Below are 16,113 nucleotides of genomic sequence, written 5' to 3'. Positions count from 1 at the left end.
GGGCTTTTTCACCCCTTGAATCTATAGAGAGGGGTCCGAGTGACCCTCCTGAGGCGTCAAGATCGGAGTAAGGTTACCGTATAGTAAATTTTGAATATTCTTTCCTGACTCAGAATATTTTAACTCGAACCTGAGAGAAAGGTCATGCGTCCGGTTGGCGCGTCGTCCACAGGACGAGAATTCATTACTAGGAGCAGCGGGATGAAATATCCGATCGCTTTTGCCGCAGGAATCGCTGGCAGCTTTTTTATCGCTCAAGCCGCCTCGGCGGCCGGCGGTTTTGAAGACCAGATGAGCCGTTGCCTGCAGCAGTACGCCAATACGCGCGACGCCGCGCAGGTGATGCTTGAGTGCACTGCCGACGCCGGCAAACTCTCGGAATGCAAGGTCGTTGACAACAGCGCGGCCGGCAAGGGTTTCGACAAGGCCGCCATGTGCATCGCTGAAAAGCTGCCGATGGGTGCCAAGACCGGTACCGTGAAGGTTCCGTTCCGCTTCCCGGGCGGCGCGTAAACTCAAGGCTCCGGCTCACCGGAGCTCAATACGCCGCTGCCGATCTGACCGAAGCGTTCCATGGGAGCGCTTCGTGTCGGGTCAGCAGCGGCGTTTTGCTTTTGATGGACCTGTCCAGACTAAAGCCGGCGGCCACAAGGTCGCCGGCTTTACTGTATTCAACGTCTCAGGACCTGAGCGAGACTGGGGTTCAGAATTCTTCCCATTCTTCGCGAACTGCGGCGGCCGCCGCGGTTCGGGCACCGGGACGTACGGCGGTGGGGCGGGCTGCTTGAGCCGGAGCCAGGGCCGGGCGGCTGGGCGGCTGGGCGGAGAAGACGATCTGGCCGCCGGTCGGGCTGCCGCTGACGGCGACGACGCCGAACGGCTCACCCTGAACGCTCCGATCAGATTGACCAGCTCCGAGGTCTGATCCTTGAGCGAATGGGTCGCCGCCGTCGTCTGTTCGACCATGGCGGCGTTCTGCTGGGTCACCTGGTCCATCTGATTGACGGCGGTATTGACCTCATGCAGGCCGGTAGACTGTTCCTGGGCCGAGGCCGAGATCTGGACGACGAGGCTGTCGATTTCGGCGACCTTGGCGACGATACCGCGCAGGGCCTCGCCGGTTTGCCCGACCAGGCTGACCCCCTGGCTGACCTGCTGGGTCGAGGACGAGATCAGGATCTTGATTTCCTTGGCCGCGTCAGCTGAGCGCTGGGCCAGGGCCCGCACTTCCTGGGCGACCACGGCAAAGCCGCGACCGGCCTCGCCGGCCCGGGCCGCTTCGACCCCCGCGTTCAAAGCCAGGAGATTGGTCTGGAATGCGATCTCGTCGATCACCCCGATGATATTGCCGATCTCGCGCGACGAGCCCTCGATCTGGCCCATGGCGGCCACGGCCTGATCGACGATGATTCCCGAGCGCTCGGCCTCGGTCTTGGCACCGGCGACCACCTCGGACGCCTGTTTGGCACCGGCGGCCGACCGCCGGACCGTTGAGGTGATCTGGTCCAGGGCTGCGGCGGTCTGTTCGAGGCTGGCCGCCTGTTGCTCTGTGCGGCGCGACAGGTCATCGGCGGCCACACCGATTTCATCGGTTCCGGCGCGGATATTGTCGGTGACGCCCGAAACACGGCTCATGGCCTGTTCGAGAATTCCAACCGCACTGTTGAAATCATCCTTCAGCTTCTGGAACTCCGGCTTCACCGTGCCGTCGAGCCGGCTGACCAGGTCGCCCTTGGCCAGGTTCGACAGCGCCTCTGCCAGGGCTTCCACCAACCGGGTCTGATGCTGTTCGCTCTCGAGCCTGGCGGCTTCGAGCTGCTGCCGCTCCGTTTCGATGGTCTCGAGATAGATCGAGATGGCGAAATCCATGTCGATCATCACGGCCTTCATCAGGGCGCTGACCGACTCGCCGACCTCCGCGGAATTTCCCTTCGCCATAAAGCCCTTGGGCCACAGGGACTCGATGGTGGAACGCAGCAGCCGGTCCATGACGATCGCATAGCCGCCAATGTACCAGCGCGGCTCCAGGCCGATGCGGGCATGGACCTGACCGATCGATCTCACCGTATTGACATAGGTATCGCTGAACTCGGCCTGGGCGATGACGTCCCAGTGCGCCGCCTGGCGGCCACTCGCGGCCTCCATATGGCGGTCGTCCTTGAAGAACCGGCCGGTCTCCGGTGTCGTCCTGACCTTGCCATAAAAGGCCGCCAGGGCAGGCTCGATCTCCTTGCGGATCAAGGGCCGGAGATCCCGCAGAGCCTGTCGCGCTCGTTGATCCAGGCCCATGAAAGCTAGGCGGTCATTCAGCGCGTGCTCCTGGCTCATAGCGAGGGCTCCTGTCCTGGCGAAAATGCCGGACTGAACCCTCGGCTTCCATGCTTAATGGCGGCTTAAGTATTCCCGTCAGGGGCGCGGCATCTCGCCGCACTCTCCTCAGGGTGGAAACGTTTGCAGAGCCAGTCAGCCGCCCTGTTTCATGGTCTCCCGGGCGATGACGACCTGCTGGATCTGGCTGGTGCCTTCATAGATCCGGAAGATCCGCACATCGCGGTACAGGCGCTCGATGCCATAGTCGGCGACATAGCCGGCTCCGCCGAAGATCTGCACCGCCCGGTCGGCGACGCGGCCGACCATCTCGGAGGCAAACAGCTTGGAGGCCGCCGCTTCCAGGGTGACGCCCTGCCCCGCATCGCGTTTGCGGGCGGTCTCCATGACCAGGGCCCGGGCCGCCAGGGCCTCGGTCTTGCTGTCGGCGATCATGGCCTGAACCAGCTGGAAGCTGGAAATGGCCTGGCCGAACTGCTTGCGCTCGCCGGCATAGGCCACGCAGTCCTTGATCAGCCGCTCAGCCACCCCGACGCAGACGGCCGCGATGTGCAGGCGGCCACGATCCAGGACCTGCATGGCGACCTTGAAGCCCTCGCCCTCCTCGCCCAGACGGTTCCAGGCCGGGACGCGGACATTGTCGAAGGTGACGTCGTGGATATGGGCACCCTGCTGGCCCATCTTCTTCTCCGGCTTGCCGACGATGAGCCCCGGCAGACCGCCGGGCACCAGGAAGGCCGAGACGCCGGAGCCGCCCTTGGAGTCCGGATTGGTCCGCGCCATCACCGTGAACAGCGACGCCTTGCCGGCATTGGTGATGTAGCGCTTGGAGCCATTAAGGACGTAGTCGTCGCCGTCGCGGACGGCCAGGGTGCGGACCGAGGCGCTGTCGGAGCCGGCTTCCGGCTCGGTCAGGGCGAAACTGGTGATGATCTCGCCCGAGGCGATGCCGGGCAGCCACTTGGCCTTCTGTTCGTCGGTCCCGAACATCACCAGACCCTGGCTGCCGATGCCGACATTGGTGCCAAAGGCCGAGCGGAAGGCCGGCGAGGTGCGGCCCAGCTCGACCCCGACCAGGCACTCCTCCTCCATGTTCAGGCCCAGACCGCCGAACTCTTCCGGGATCGACAGGCCAAACAGGCCCAGGCTCTTCATCTCGTCGATGACGTCCTGGGGCACCGCATCGTCCTCGGCGACCTTGGCCTCGATGGGTCGCAGGCGCTCGGCGACGAAGCGGGCAACCATGTCGAGCAGCTGGTCGCGGGTTTCGAGATCGAGGGCCATGGCGGAGCTTCCTGCGTCAAACACTTGTTTTGACGCGGACTGTAGCCGCCAAGCTCAGGAATGGAAGGGCCGGCGCGCGAAACGCCGGCCCAAAATCGCCTTGCCGCTACGTCCGCTCGGCCCGGGCCAGGGCGCTGTTGTGCAGGCCAAACGCCACATAGACCACCGCGCCAAGGCAGTGAGCATAGAGGAAGTAGAGCTGGGTCGTGGTCGGCAGGCTGGAGAACAGATAGAGGCAGCCCAGAATCGCCCCCGAGGCCACGACCGGCCAGACCGGCGTCGAGAACACCCGGGGCCGGCCCGGATCCCGAACCCGCAGGATGATCACCGAAAGGCCGACGGCGATGAAGGCCGCCAGGGTGCCGGCATTGGCCAGCTCGGCAATGTCCTTCAGCGACAGCCAGCCCGAGATCAGGGCCGACAGGGCCCCGGTCAGCAGGGTCATCAGCACCGGCGTACCAGTCTTGGCATTGACCTTGGCCAGGCTCTTGGGGAGCAGACCGTCACGGGCCATCACGAAGAAGATCCGGCTTTGACCGTACATGAAGGCCAGGATCACGGTCGGCAGGGCGATCACGGCCGCCAGGGCCACCAGCTGGGCGACCTTGGGGTGGCTGAGGCTTTCCAGAATGAAGACCAGCGGTGCTTCGCTCTTGGAGAAGACCTCGGTGCGCGAGGCCCCGATCGAGACAGCGGCCACGACCATGTAGATCAGGGTGCAGACGGCCATCGAGCCGACGATGCCGATGGTCAGGTCACGCTTGGGATTCTTGGTCTCCTCGGCCGCGGTCGACACCGCGTCAAAGCCGTAGAAGGCAAAGAAGATCAGGCTGGCGGCGGCCATGACGCCCACCTTGATACCGTTAGCGTCGGGCGTCGCGGCGAAGCCCTGCGGCATGAACGGCGTAAAGTGGCTGGCGTCGAAGGCCGGGATGCACAGGACGACAAAGACGAGAAGGGCGATGATCTTCACCGCGACCAGCACCATGTTGACCGTGGCGCTTTCCCGGGTGCCCAGGGCCAGCAGGCCCGCGACCGCGAAGGAGATGATCACGGCGGGAAGATTGACCAGTCCGCCCATATGGGGCCCGGCAAGCAGGGCCTCGGGCGTGCCGATCATCCGGAACAGGCCCGTCGCATGGGCCGACCAGCCGACGGCAACCGCCGCGCAGACCAGGGTATATTCCAGGATCAGGCTCCAGCCGACGAACCAGGCCACAGGCTCGCCCATGGCGACATAGCTGTAGGTATAGGCGCTGCCGGAGGCCGGGATCATGGTCGAGAGTTCGGCATAGCAGAGCGCTGCACAGGCGCAGACGGCCCCGGCGATCAGGAAGGAGAGGATGACGCCCGGCCCGGCCAGACCCGCGCCGATTCCGGTCAGGGTATAGATGCCCGTCCCGACGATGGCCCCGACGCCCAGGGCCACCAGATGCGGCCAGCTCAGGGTCTTCTTCAACTGATGGCCATCATGCCCCGCCACAATGGCGTCGATCGACTTGCGCCGCGTCCAGAAACTCAAGGTCATTCCCTCCGACTTGGTCTTCTGCCCCGACCATGGTCCGGGCAGCGTGTTTCGCCAAGACGTGCGCGATCAGCAGGGGAATTTCCTGCCGAAGTTCGCGCCCCAGACCGGCCGAGCGCCCTTTACGCAGCGTCTTGCGGGCTGGAAAGCCCGCAAATTCGCCCCCGAGGCCAGATTGGCTAGAAAAAGGCCCGCGTCAGGCCATAGGCCATGGCCGCCACGGCCAGGGTGGAGAGGGCCAGGGCCGCCGCCAGTCTGGGCTTGACCTCCAGCAGCGCGGCCGGCCCCAGCTTGGCCGAAATGGCCCCGACTCCGGCCAGAAGCAGGAAGCTCGAGAGCGTGGCCAGGATCGCGACCAGGCCCTCCGGCAGCAGTCCGAACCCGCGCAGGGCGGCCAGGGCGGCAAAGCCGAGGACGAACAGGGGCGGGCCCTTGAAGCCAGCCTGGCCACAGCCGTCCCGGGTCCGGCTCAGAAGCAGGCCGATCAGAACGACCGCCGGGCCCAGCCAGACAATCCGGGCCAGCTTGGCCAGGGCCGCGGCACTCGCAGCGTCCGCCGAGACCGACGAGCCCGCGCCCGCCACCTGGGCGACGTCGTGGATGGAGAGGCCGAAAAACACGCCGGCCTGGTGGGCCGTGAAGCCCAGCGCCTTGGCGACCGGCGGATAGGCCAGCATGGCCACGGTCGAGAGCAGATTGACCCCGATGATCACCAGGGCGGTCGTGCGCTGATTGGCCGGACTGGCCGGCGCAGCCTGGGAGGCGGCGAGCGCCGCCGAGGCCCCGCAGATCGAGCAGGCGGCCGCGGCGATCAGGGCCTCGGCCAGGGGCAGTCCCAGGGCCATGCCGACGCCGGCCCCGACGGTGAGTCCGCCCAGGACCACGGCCCCGCTGGCCAGGATGGCTGGTCCGCCGAGCAGGGCAAATTCGCTCCAGGTGATCTGGGCCCCCATCATGGCGACGCCCAGGCGCAGGCCGGGCTTGGCCCAGAGGTCAAGGCCGGCGGCCAGACGGCTGCCCAGGCCCATGGCCCCCAGACCCATGCCCAGGATCACGGCCAGCAGCGGTGCCGGCGCGTGCAGCAGGTGCGATAGCGGTTTGGCCAGCAGGGCGATTGCGAGGCCAGCGATCAGGCCCGGCCAAAGCTTGCCCGCCTCGAAGCGGAAAGCGCCGAGCCTGGCGATGGCGGCATTCATCCCTGGACGGGGGCCGCGTCGAGGCCTCGCGTTTTGTCCGCCAGGGCGCAGCGCCGGCTCAGCCGCTCGTTCAGGCGGCGGACCGTATTGCTGCCGGTGCGTTCGAAGGCGAAGGGCAGCAGGCCATGAACCAGACAGGCCAGGCCGGCCCCGAGCAGGGTGAAGCCGAAGCTCCAGGCGACGGTCAGATGCTCGCCATAGGTTTCGCCCACCGCTTCCGGATGGCTCGTGAATGGCTTCAGCATGGCGTTCCCCGATCTGTCGTCAGGTGTCCCATCATGAAGCGGAACCGAAGAATGGCATTACTGGATACGCTGCCAATTTCGCCCTATGGAGAAAATCATTCCTGATCTTGGAGATATCGAAGATGATTGATCTCGATCATATCGATCGCAGGCTCCTGGCCATATTGCAGGAGGATTCCACCGTCCCGATCGCCGAACTGGCCGAACGGGTGGGCCTGACCCAGACGCCGTGCTGGAAACGGATCAAGCGCCTGCAGGATGCCGGCGTGATCACCGCCCGGGTGGCCCTGCTCGACCGCGACGCTCTCGACCTGGGCCTGACGGTGTTTGTGGCCGTCAAGACTGGCCGCCATGACGAAGCCTGGCTGACGACCTTTGCCGCCGGGGCCCGTGCCCTGCCCGAGGTGGTCGAGTTCTACCGCATGAGCGGCGAGGTCGACTATCTGCTCAAGGTCGTAGTCCGCGACATCGCCGCCTATGACCGTTTCTACAAGCGCCTGATTGCCACCGCCCCGCTCACCGACGTCAGTTCCAGCTTCGCCATGGAGCAGATCAAGTTCACCACCGCCCTGCCGATCACCACGGCCTGATGGCGTCTTGATCCTGTCACGCCTGCGGCCTCAACTGGGGACGCAACAGGGGGAGACGGACCATGGATACGACGCGACGCGGCCTGCTGATCGGCGGAGCGGCCCTGGCTCCGGCTGTGGCACCGGCGATGGCCGCCGCCCGGACGGTCGATCCCGCGCCGGCTGCGCCCATCCGCGCCCATCTCGGGGTCACCGAAAACCCCTATGGTCCAAGCCCGGCCGCTCGGGCGGCTGCGGCCAAGGCCCTGGACCAGACGCCCTACTATGCCTGGTCCCTGGAGCCGCCCCTGGTCGAGGCCATCGCCCGGCAGGAAGGGGTCAGCCCCGACAGCGTCGGCCTGTGTAACGGCTCGCTGGAGGCCCTCTCCCTGCTCTCGACCCTGTTCGGCAAGGCCGGCCCCATCGTTGCGCCCCAGCCGACCTATGCCACCCCCCTGCTCTATGCCGGGCGCCAGGGTGCCAGCCTAAGCTGGGTCCCGGTCACCGGCGACCATCAGATGGACCTGCCGGCCCTGCTGCAGAAGGCCAGCGGCGCGGGCTGTGTCTATGTCTGCAACCCCAACAATCCGACCGGACTGCTGGCCGATCCTGCAGCCCTGCGCGCCTTCTGCATCGAGGCGAGCAAGGTCGCACCAGTGATCGTCGACGAGGCCTATATCGAGATCAGCCCCGATCCCGTCCGCCACTCGATGATCGACCTGGCCAGGGCCGGCCATGACGTCATCGTCGCCCGCACCTTTTCCAAGGTCTATGGCATGGCCGGCCTGCGGGTGGGCTTCATCATCGCCCGGCCCGAGCGGGTCAAACAGCTGAAGAGCCTGATCCCGACCCACAAGGGCCGCCCGGGCCTGGCCGCCGCCCTCGCCTGCTATGGCGACGCGACCTATCTGTCCGGGACCAAGGCCTATCTCGAAGGCTGCCGCGAGAAGATCTACGCGATCTGCAAGGCCAATGGCCTGACCTGCCTGCCCTCCTATGGGACCTATGTCTTCGTCGATACGGGCAGGCCCAACCTCGCCTTCCAGAAGACCCTGGCGGCCATGGGCGTCGAGGTCCGCGTCTTCGACAGCCCCGCGCATCCGACCTGGATCCGGGTCGGCACCGCCAGCCCGGCGGAGCTGGACATCTTCGCCGAGGTGCTGCCGCGAGCGCTGAAGGCCTAGACCGCCTGCTCCGACAGGAGCGGAACAAGCCCGCCATAAGATCCGCAGGCAAGGGGCGGGGTATCGACCCGCCCCCGGGGCCTAAGGCCTGGGCGTCAGCATCCCGTGCATCCCGATCCAACGCACATAGGCCTCGAACCAGCCCGTGCTTGAGGTGGTCTTCGGATACATCCCGAAGCCATGCCCGCCGTTTTCGTAGAGGTGGAATTCGACGGGGCGTTTCGCCGTCCGCCAGCTGTCGATCAGACCCTGTCCGCTGTTGGCGAAGAATGGATCATCCGCCGCCAGGGCAACGAACATCGGTGGCGCATCGACCGGAACGGTCACCGGGGTCAGGGGACCATAGATCAAGCCGATAGACGCGGGTTTGACGTCATCGCCTGACAGTGTTGTCGCGAGGGTGAGCATGGCACCTGCCGAAAAGCCGATCATGCCAATTCGGTCAGGGTCGACCCGCCATTCCGTCGACCGGCCCCGAACGAGAGCAAAGGCCGAGCGCGCGTCGGCAATCTGGGGTGCCAGGCTCGTGGCAGCCGTTTGAGGATCAGGCCGGGGTCTCCTTCCCGTGTCGGAGAACAGTTCAGTCATGGACCTCCGGAAGCCAGCCATATCGGGCGGCGTCTGGTTCAGGCGGTACTTCAGCACGAAAGCCGCCACGCCGCGGTCGGCGAGCGCCCGGGCGACCGCCCAGCCTTCATTCTCCATCGACAGGGTTCGGAAGCCACCGCCCGGCGCGACGATGATGGCTGCACCGGTTGCTTTTGCAGGATCCGGCAGAAAAGGCGTCAGCGTTGCAACCGTTACATTGCGCGCAAAAGCACTGCCGTACTGGCGGTGCCAGGCTTCCGACGAGGTCGCATTAGGCAGAGGCCCCGTGCTCAGGACAATCGCGCCGGGCTGGGCCGGCGGGTCAATCGAGGTCATTTCATCCTGGGCTGAAGCGTTGGCCGCAAAGCCGATCGCGAGCGACAGGACCATTGTCCCCAAAACTCTGCGGGCGTGCTGCAGCGGCCTGCCGGCGGCGTAGAAAACTTCGCGCCTCATGTTTCCTTCCCCCGGCATCTTTTCGACGCTTGCTTCGATTTAGGCTTGATAAATGGTAGCGCTAACTTTTGCTGTGGCGCAATCGGGGAAAGAGCCGACATGAAACGGTGTGCGGCAATACTAGGGCTGACGGCAGCCATCGGTTTATCAGGCTTCGGCGGGGCGAATGCTCAAACCCCGAACCGGCCGGGCTCCAATCCGCTCTTTCACGACAGGTTCACGGCCGACCCTGCCCCACTGGTCGTGGGCGACCACCTGTTTCTCTATGTCGGCCACGACGAGGCAAAAGACGACGAAATGTTCAACATGCGGGAATGGCTTGTCTATTCCACGACCGACCTCAAGACTTGGACGGCCCACCCGCCCATCATGAACGTCGCTGATTTCAAATGGGCCCAGAAGGATGCCTGGGCATCGCAGGCGATCCAGAAAAACGGGAAATTCTACTTCTACGCGGCCGTCGAGCACGACGGTTCAAATCCCGGCAAGGCTATCGGCGTTGCGATCGCAGATCAGCCGGCGGGTCCGTTCGTCGATGCGCGGGGAAGCGCGCTGATCACCAATGACATGACGCCCAAGGGGACCCACAGCTGGGAGGACATTGATCCCACCGTGTTCACCGATGACGACGGCACGACCTGGATCGCTTGGGGAAACCGCCAGTGCTACCTCGCCAAGCTCAAGCCAAACATGATCGAGCTCGACGGGCCGATCATGGAGATCACGCCGCCCTACTTCGAAGAGGGACCGTGGCTGCACAAACGCGGTGATCTCTACTATCTGACCTATGCCTCGCTGGACCGGTCAAGCCAGCAGGATGAACACGTGTCCTATGCCACGGCACCGTCCCTTGCCGGTCCCTGGACCTATCGCGGCCTGCTCACGGGACCCGGCGAGGGCAGCTTTACGATCCATCCCGGCATCACTGAATTCCGGGGTGACTGGTACATCTTCCTGCACAATGCCGCTCTGACGATCGGGACGCAGACCGGCGCACTCGGACGGCGGGCCGTAACGGTCGAGCGCCTCGGCTATAATCCGGACGGCACACTCAAGCCCGTCGTGCAGACCAAATCCGGCGTCTCAGCCTCGGTCCCCTAGGCGATCTGGCGACGAGCCCCCTAGTCCGGCCAAAGATCCTGCACGTCGCCCTTGCGGTTCAACATGTGGGTGGCGCGCTTGATCACGGCCAGAAGGCGTTCCTTCCGGCCGTCGCGGTCATAGGTCAGGGTCGAGCGGGCCAGGCCCTCCAGCATGAAGCGGGCAAGGTCGCGGCTGGCCTGGAAGCGGGGACCGGCCCCGGCATGCAGGATCTTCAGGAAATGGTCGCCGGCCTGGGCGCGGTCGAACTCGGCCTGGGCCGGGGCCAACAGGGCCTGGATGGCCGGATCGGTGCGACCGGCCGCCTCCAGCTCCGCGAAGGCCATGAAGGGCACGCTCTGCAGCAGGTCCCAGTAGGAGTCGATGGCATGCTCGGTGACGTCCGAGCCCGGCGGCAGGGTGTCGGCGGCGGCCTGGAACAGGGCCGAGCGCTCGGCCTGGACATGGGCCACGGCGGCCTCGACCAGGGCTTCGCGGGTCGGGAAGTGATAGAGCATCGCCCCGCGCGTCAGGCCCGCCGTCTCGGCGATCACCGGATTGGTGGCGGCGTGATAGCCGATCCGGGCGATCAGCTGCATGGCGCAATCAAGAATCCGCGCCCGCGTCTTCAATGATTTCGGGGTGTCCTTGGCAAGGCGGGCAGCGTCCATGCTCCTGATCTAGTGTGCGCCATGCTGCATCGCAACAGCTGCCCCTCGCCTTTGCCGGGCCCGGGGTTATGGCCGGGCCGACGCCTGCGCTGCGACCGCCGGGCCCTGGCCGGTGCCCGCTTTCGAGGCTCACCCAGGGTCAGTCCCGGCCTGATCGGGCCTGACGGATCCGCTGGGGTTTCATCAAAGCGACACGCAATCAGCTTAATCGCCGGTGAACTCGCCGAAGGTCGCAACCAATCCGGGGGCGGATCGACCAGGCGGAGCAACCCGGGGACCCGCATGAGCGCCGAATCCGCCGTCCGGCACTATCGCAGCATCTTCATCAGTGACCTGCACCTGGGCACCCGCGGCTGCCAGGCCGAACTGTTGCTGGACTTCATCCGTCATGTGGAGTGCGAGCGCCTCTACTTGGTGGGCGACATCATCGACGGCTGGAAGCTGCGCAGCGGCTGGCACTGGCCGCAGTCCCACAATGACGTGATCCAGAAGATCCTCCGCCTGGCCCGCAAGGGCACCGAGGTCATCTATGTCCCCGGCAACCACGACGACCGCATCCGGGACTTCTGCGGCACCCATTTCGGCGGGGTGGTGGTGGCCCGCGACGTGATCCACGAGGCGGCCGACGGCAAGCGCTATCTGGTGGTCCATGGCGACGAGTTCGACGGGGTCGTGCAGCAGGCCAGATGGCTCGCCTTCCTCGGCGATTGGTCCTATAGAACCATCCTGATGCTGAATACCTTGCTGAACCGCGCGCGGCGACGCCTGGGCTTCGGCTACTGGAGTCTCTCGGCCTATCTGAAGGTCAAGGTGAAGAACGCTTTGCATTTCATTGAGAACTTCGAAAGCGCCGTGGCCGAGGAAGCACGACGTCGCGGTGTCGACGGCGTGATCTGCGGCCATATCCACAAGGCCGAGATGCGCGACATCGACGGAATCACCTATGTCAATGATGGTGACTGGGTGGAGAGCTGCACCGCCCTCGTCGAACATGCCGACGGTCAACTTGAAATCCTCGAATGGGCCAAGCTGCGCTCGTGGTCGGTGATCGATCGCAAACGCGCCCCGGCCCTTGACGAGCCCCTGCCGGAGCCTGCCGCCGCCTGATGCGGATTCTTCTCGCCACAGACGCCTGGGAACCTCAAGTCAATGGCGTGGTTCGCACCCTCACCCGGGTGGTCGACGAACTGCGCGCCATGGGCCACGAGGTTGACGTTGTCAGCCCTGACCAGTTCCCGACCTTCCCGCTGCCGACCTATCCGGAAATCAAGCTGGCCATCGGGGCCTATGAGCCGGTGCAGGACCGCTTCAAGTCGTTCGAGCCCGAGGCGATCCACATCGCCACAGAGGGGCCGATCGGCCTGGCCGCCCGCCGGATCTGCCTGGAATGGAAGCTGCCGTTCACGACCAGCTACCACACCAAGTTCCCGGAATATGTCTCGGCCCGCCTGCCGCTGCCCCTGGCCGCCGGCTACACCTATATGCGCTGGTTCCACAAACCCTCAGGGCGTTTGATGGTGGCCACCCCGACCATGCGCGACGAGCTGGCCAAGCACGGGTTCCGCAACCTGTCGCCCTGGTCGCGGGGCGTCGACACCGATATCTTCAAGCCGCGCCTGCCGGATGAGCCGGACCTGTTTGAAGGTCTGCCGCGCCCGATCTTCCTCAATGTCGGCCGCGTCGCGGTCGAGAAGAACATCGAGGCCTTTGCCTGCCTGGACCTGCCCGGCACCAAGGTGGTGATCGGCGACGGCCCGCAGCGCGAGGAACTGGCCGAGAAATATCCCGAGGTGAAGTTCCTCGGGGCCAAGTTCGGCACCGAGCTCGGACGCTATTTCGGTTGCGCCGACGTCTTCTGCTTCCCGTCCCTGACCGACACCTTCGGCCTGGTGATCCTCGAGGCCATGGCCGCCGGCGTCCCCGTGGCCGCCTTCTCGGCCCCCGGCCCGATCGACATCATCCCGGGCTCCAATGCCGGGGCCCTGGCGCCCGGCCAGACCGACGGCCTCAAGGACGCCTGCCTGGCCTGTCTGGATCTCGACCGCACGGTGGTGCGCAAGTTCGCTGAAGGCTTCTCCTGGCGCGCCTGCGCCGAGGAGTTCTACCGCAACCTGCAGCCCTATCCCGAGCCGGAAAAGACCCGCTTCTGGCGGCGTCTGCGCCGGCTGGCACGGCTGCGCGGCCGTACGGCGGCCTGACGCTTCTCCTGTCCAGGTTGTAACTGGCGCGCGCCGTTGAGTCGCCGTATCGCTTGGTCCCGTGAAGGGGAGAAGCCGGATGAAACTCGCCGCCATCGCCATGGGTCTCTGGCTGTCGGCCGGTGCCGTTCAGGCCCAGACGCCAACGCCCACGCCCCGCCTCGAGACCTACAAGACCGTCGGCGACCAGACCCTGAAGGCCCACGTGTTCGCGGCGACGAACCAGGCTTCGGGCCGGCGGGCTGCGGTGCTGCTGTTCCATGGTGGCGGCTGGACCGATGGCGAGGCCGAATGGACCTATGGCCGGGCGCGCATGCTGGCCGCGCTGGGCCTGGTGGCGATCCCCATCGAATACCGGCTGACCCGCGAGGGCGTGTCGCCGCTGGACGCCCTGGCCGACACCTGTGACGCCTTTGCCTGGACCCGGGCCCAGGCCAAGCGTCTTGGCGTCGATCCCAGACGGGTGGCCGGCTACGGCATCAGCGCCGGCGGGCAGCTGACCGCGGCGGCCGGCCTGGGTGCCTGCCCCGGCAAGAGGCGCGGACCGGACCTGATGCTGCTCTTGTCGCCGGCCCTGGACGTCGCCGAGGACGGCTGGTTCAGGAAGCTGATGGCCGGCAAGGATCCGGCCCCGGTCTCACCACTGGCCCTGGCAGACCGCCGCGGACCGCCCACAGCCATTGTCCAGGGCGAAGCCGACACCCTGACTCCGCTGAAGAGCGCGGAGGCGTTCTGCGAACGGCGCAAGACGGCCGGCGGCGTCTGTGAGATCCATCGCTATCCCGGCCTGGGCCACCTGCTGACTCGAAACATCGGCAACCAGGAAAGCAATTTCGACATCGATCCGCAGGCCAGCCGGGACGGCTTCGCCAAGCTCGAGGCCTTCCTGGTGGCTCGGGGCTACGCCCACCGGCCGTGAGCAGGCCTCAGGGCTCATTTCAGTTCCCATCGCCGCTGTCGGGCCGGACCCGGGTGCCTTCCCCTGCGACGGAGACTGCCCTGATGGTGCGGGAGGCTTGGGCACCGTGGGCAGGCGAGATAGGCCCAGGCCAGGGCGTTGTCGTCGACCCTAGCGTAACAATGGTCCGCGAAAGGGCCGCCTGGCAACGCCCGCGGCGCGGCCCTGTTCAGACCCGGTTAAGCGCGTCCGTTAAGGCCCCGGACACGTCTCCGAAACCCGGTCTTTACACCCCTGCTGTATCACTTCGACCCAACAAGAGCCTGGCTCCATGTCGAGCCCGGCCGGTTATGGTGGGTGTCTTCCTATGTCCAAGACGGTTCTCGTCGTCGATGACGATCCGACTCAGCGTCGCCTGATCCAGGCCGTTCTGGAGCGCGACGGATTCGCGGTCGCGCACGCCGAGAGCGGTGATGCGGCCATGAACCATCTGGGCTCCGGCGCGGCCGCCGATGTGGTGCTGCTGGACCTGGTCATGCCGGGCCTGAACGGCCACGACACCCTCAAGGAAATGCGGTCTCGCGGCCATGCCCAGCCCGTCATCGTCCTGACAGCGTCAGGCGGCGTCGACACCGTGGTCAGAGCCATGCAGGCCGGCGCCACCGACTTCTTCATCAAGCCGGCCTCGCCGGAGCGGATCACCGTCTCGATCCGCAACGCCCTGTCGATGGGCGACCTGAAGGGCGAGGTCGAGCGCCTGACCAAGCGCACGGCCGGCCGCACCACCTTTGCCGACCTGATCGGAACCTCGCCCGCCATGACCCTGGTCAAGCGGATGGGCGAACGCGCCGCCAAGAGCGCCATCCCGATCCTGATCACCGGCGAAAGCGGGGTCGGCAAGGAACTGATCGCCCGGGCCGTGCACGGCTCGTCCGACCGCGCCGGCAAGCCCTTCGTGGCCGTCAACTGCGGTGCGATCCCTGAGAACCTCGTCGAGTCGATCCTGTTCGGCCACGAGAAGGGCTCCTTCACCGGGGCCACCGACAAGCATCTGGGCAAGTTCAAGGAGGCCGATGGCGGCACCCTGTTCCTCGACGAGGTCGGCGAACTGCCGCTCGACATGCAGGTCAAGCTGCTGCGCGCCCTGCAGGAAGGCGAGATCGATCCGATCGGCTCCAAGCGCTCGCAGAAGGTCGATGTGCGCATCGTCTCGGCGACCAATCGCGACGTGGCCCAGGCCGTGGCCCAGGGCCGGTTCCGCGAGGACCTCTACTATCGCCTGAACGTCTTCCCGATCGAGGCGCCGTCCCTGCGCGAACGCCGCGAGGACGTGCCGGCCCTGGTCGAAACCTTCATCCGCCGCTTCAATGTCGAAGAGGGCAAGCGGGTGATCGGGGCCGCGCCCGAGACCCTGGCCCTGCTGACCGCGTTCGACTGGCCGGGCAATGTCCGCCAGCTGGAAAACACCGTCTATCGCGCCATCGTCCTGGCCGACGCGCCCTATCTGCAGCCCTATGACTTCCCGGCGATCTCGGGCCTGCAGGCTCCGATCGAGGCTGCGCCTCCGGCGACGGGTGGCGGGCCGGACCTGCCGTCCGTGTTGCAGGCGACCCATGCCGCCATGGCCAGCGCCCCGGGCGATGCGCCGGTGCGCATCCTCGACGATCGCGGCCACCTGCGGACTCTGGAAGAAATCGAACGCGACCTTATTCAGCACGCGATCGACGTCTATGCCGGCCATATGAGCGAAGTGGCCCGCCGCCTGGGGATCGGTCGCTCTACCCTCTATCGCAAGGTGCGAGAGCAGGGCATCGACGTCGACATGAAGGAAGCTGGCTGATGACGATCATCCTTCGCCCCGTCTCGCGCGAACAGCGCCTGAAGACGCTGA

At 66.0% G+C, this 16,113-nt stretch carries 14 protein-coding genes and 1 pseudogene; 8 read left to right on the top strand and 7 right to left on the bottom strand.

Annotated elements, in window-relative coordinates:
- The first annotated feature begins 201 nt into the window (after window positions 1–201).
- A complete protein-coding gene (locus AQ619_RS02110; RefSeq protein ID WP_062143593.1) occupies window positions 202–513 on the top strand; it encodes an energy transducer TonB in 312 nt (103 codons plus the stop codon).
- A gap of 366 nt (window positions 514–879) precedes the next feature.
- Here AQ619_RS02110 and AQ619_RS02105 read toward each other — a convergent pair.
- From AQ619_RS02105 to AQ619_RS02085, 5 genes and pseudogenes are all read right to left on the bottom strand, one after another.
- A pseudogene (locus tag AQ619_RS02105) lies at window positions 880–2,328 on the bottom strand (methyl-accepting chemotaxis protein); the annotation flags it as partial.
- Between the two features lie 135 nt (window positions 2,329–2,463).
- Window positions 2,464–3,612: an acyl-CoA dehydrogenase family protein gene (locus tag AQ619_RS02100; protein WP_062143589.1), complete on the bottom strand. Its 1,149-nt coding sequence runs from the start codon at window positions 3,610–3,612 to the stop codon at window positions 2,464–2,466.
- A gap of 106 nt (window positions 3,613–3,718) precedes the next feature.
- Complete coding sequence (locus AQ619_RS02095) at window positions 3,719–5,140, bottom strand: amino acid permease (RefSeq protein ID WP_084745702.1); 1,422 nt, start codon at window positions 5,138–5,140, stop codon at window positions 3,719–3,721.
- A gap of 176 nt (window positions 5,141–5,316) precedes the next feature.
- Window positions 5,317–6,333, bottom strand: a complete 1,017-nt coding sequence (locus AQ619_RS02090) for a putative sulfate exporter family transporter (RefSeq protein WP_062143584.1) — start codon at window positions 6,331–6,333, stop codon at window positions 5,317–5,319.
- Window positions 6,330–6,578, bottom strand: coding sequence for a DUF6356 family protein (locus AQ619_RS02085; protein ID WP_062143580.1), 249 nt, complete (start codon window positions 6,576–6,578; stop codon window positions 6,330–6,332). The genes AQ619_RS02090 and AQ619_RS02085 overlap by 4 nt, the downstream gene beginning before the upstream one ends.
- A gap of 122 nt (window positions 6,579–6,700) precedes the next feature.
- Here AQ619_RS02085 and AQ619_RS02080 point away from each other — a divergent pair, with 122 nt between their 5' ends.
- Entirely contained in the window at window positions 6,701–7,168 is a 468-nt protein-coding gene (locus tag AQ619_RS02080; protein WP_062143577.1) for an Lrp/AsnC family transcriptional regulator, read from the top strand.
- 62 nt (window positions 7,169–7,230) lie between these two features.
- A complete protein-coding gene (locus tag AQ619_RS02075; protein ID WP_062143573.1) occupies window positions 7,231–8,331 on the top strand; it encodes a pyridoxal phosphate-dependent aminotransferase in 1,101 nt (366 codons plus the stop codon).
- 81 nt (window positions 8,332–8,412) lie between these two features.
- On the opposite strand, the gene AQ619_RS02070 is transcribed toward AQ619_RS02075, so the two are convergent.
- Window positions 8,413–9,375, bottom strand: a complete 963-nt coding sequence (locus tag AQ619_RS02070) for an alpha/beta hydrolase (protein WP_084745700.1) — start codon at window positions 9,373–9,375, stop codon at window positions 8,413–8,415.
- A gap of 99 nt (window positions 9,376–9,474) precedes the next feature.
- Here AQ619_RS02070 and AQ619_RS02065 point away from each other — a divergent pair, with 99 nt between their 5' ends.
- Window positions 9,475–10,476, top strand: a complete 1,002-nt coding sequence (locus AQ619_RS02065) for a glycoside hydrolase family 43 protein (RefSeq protein WP_062143570.1) — start codon at window positions 9,475–9,477, stop codon at window positions 10,474–10,476.
- Between the two features lie 20 nt (window positions 10,477–10,496).
- Here the strand turns inward: AQ619_RS02065 and AQ619_RS02060 are convergent, their stop codons facing one another.
- A complete protein-coding gene (locus AQ619_RS02060) occupies window positions 10,497–11,126 on the bottom strand; it encodes a TetR/AcrR family transcriptional regulator (protein WP_062143566.1) in 630 nt (209 codons plus the stop codon).
- Between the two features lie 282 nt (window positions 11,127–11,408).
- Here AQ619_RS02060 and AQ619_RS02055 point away from each other — a divergent pair, with 282 nt between their 5' ends.
- The 4 genes from AQ619_RS02055 to AQ619_RS02040 all read left to right on the top strand — a co-directional run bounded on the left by AQ619_RS02055 (window position 11,409) and on the right by AQ619_RS02040 (window position 16,062).
- The gene (locus tag AQ619_RS02055) at window positions 11,409–12,233 is read left to right on the top strand and encodes a UDP-2,3-diacylglucosamine diphosphatase (RefSeq protein WP_062143561.1); all 825 of its coding nucleotides are present in this window, start codon (window positions 11,409–11,411) and stop codon (window positions 12,231–12,233) included.
- A complete protein-coding gene (locus tag AQ619_RS02050) occupies window positions 12,233–13,324 on the top strand; it encodes a glycosyltransferase family 4 protein (RefSeq protein WP_062143558.1) in 1,092 nt (363 codons plus the stop codon). The genes AQ619_RS02055 and AQ619_RS02050 overlap by 1 nt, the downstream gene beginning before the upstream one ends.
- A gap of 79 nt (window positions 13,325–13,403) precedes the next feature.
- Window positions 13,404–14,243, top strand: coding sequence for an alpha/beta hydrolase (locus AQ619_RS02045; RefSeq protein WP_062143555.1), 840 nt, complete (start codon window positions 13,404–13,406; stop codon window positions 14,241–14,243).
- A gap of 346 nt (window positions 14,244–14,589) precedes the next feature.
- Complete coding sequence (locus AQ619_RS02040; protein WP_062143552.1) at window positions 14,590–16,062, top strand: sigma-54-dependent transcriptional regulator; 1,473 nt, start codon at window positions 14,590–14,592, stop codon at window positions 16,060–16,062.
- Window positions 16,063–16,113 lie beyond the last annotated feature (51 nt).

It is taken from the genome of Caulobacter henricii, assembly GCF_001414055.1.
Taxonomy (GTDB): Bacteria; Pseudomonadota; Alphaproteobacteria; order Caulobacterales; family Caulobacteraceae; genus Caulobacter; species Caulobacter henricii.
This window is presented reverse-complemented; position numbering and strand designations above follow the sequence as displayed.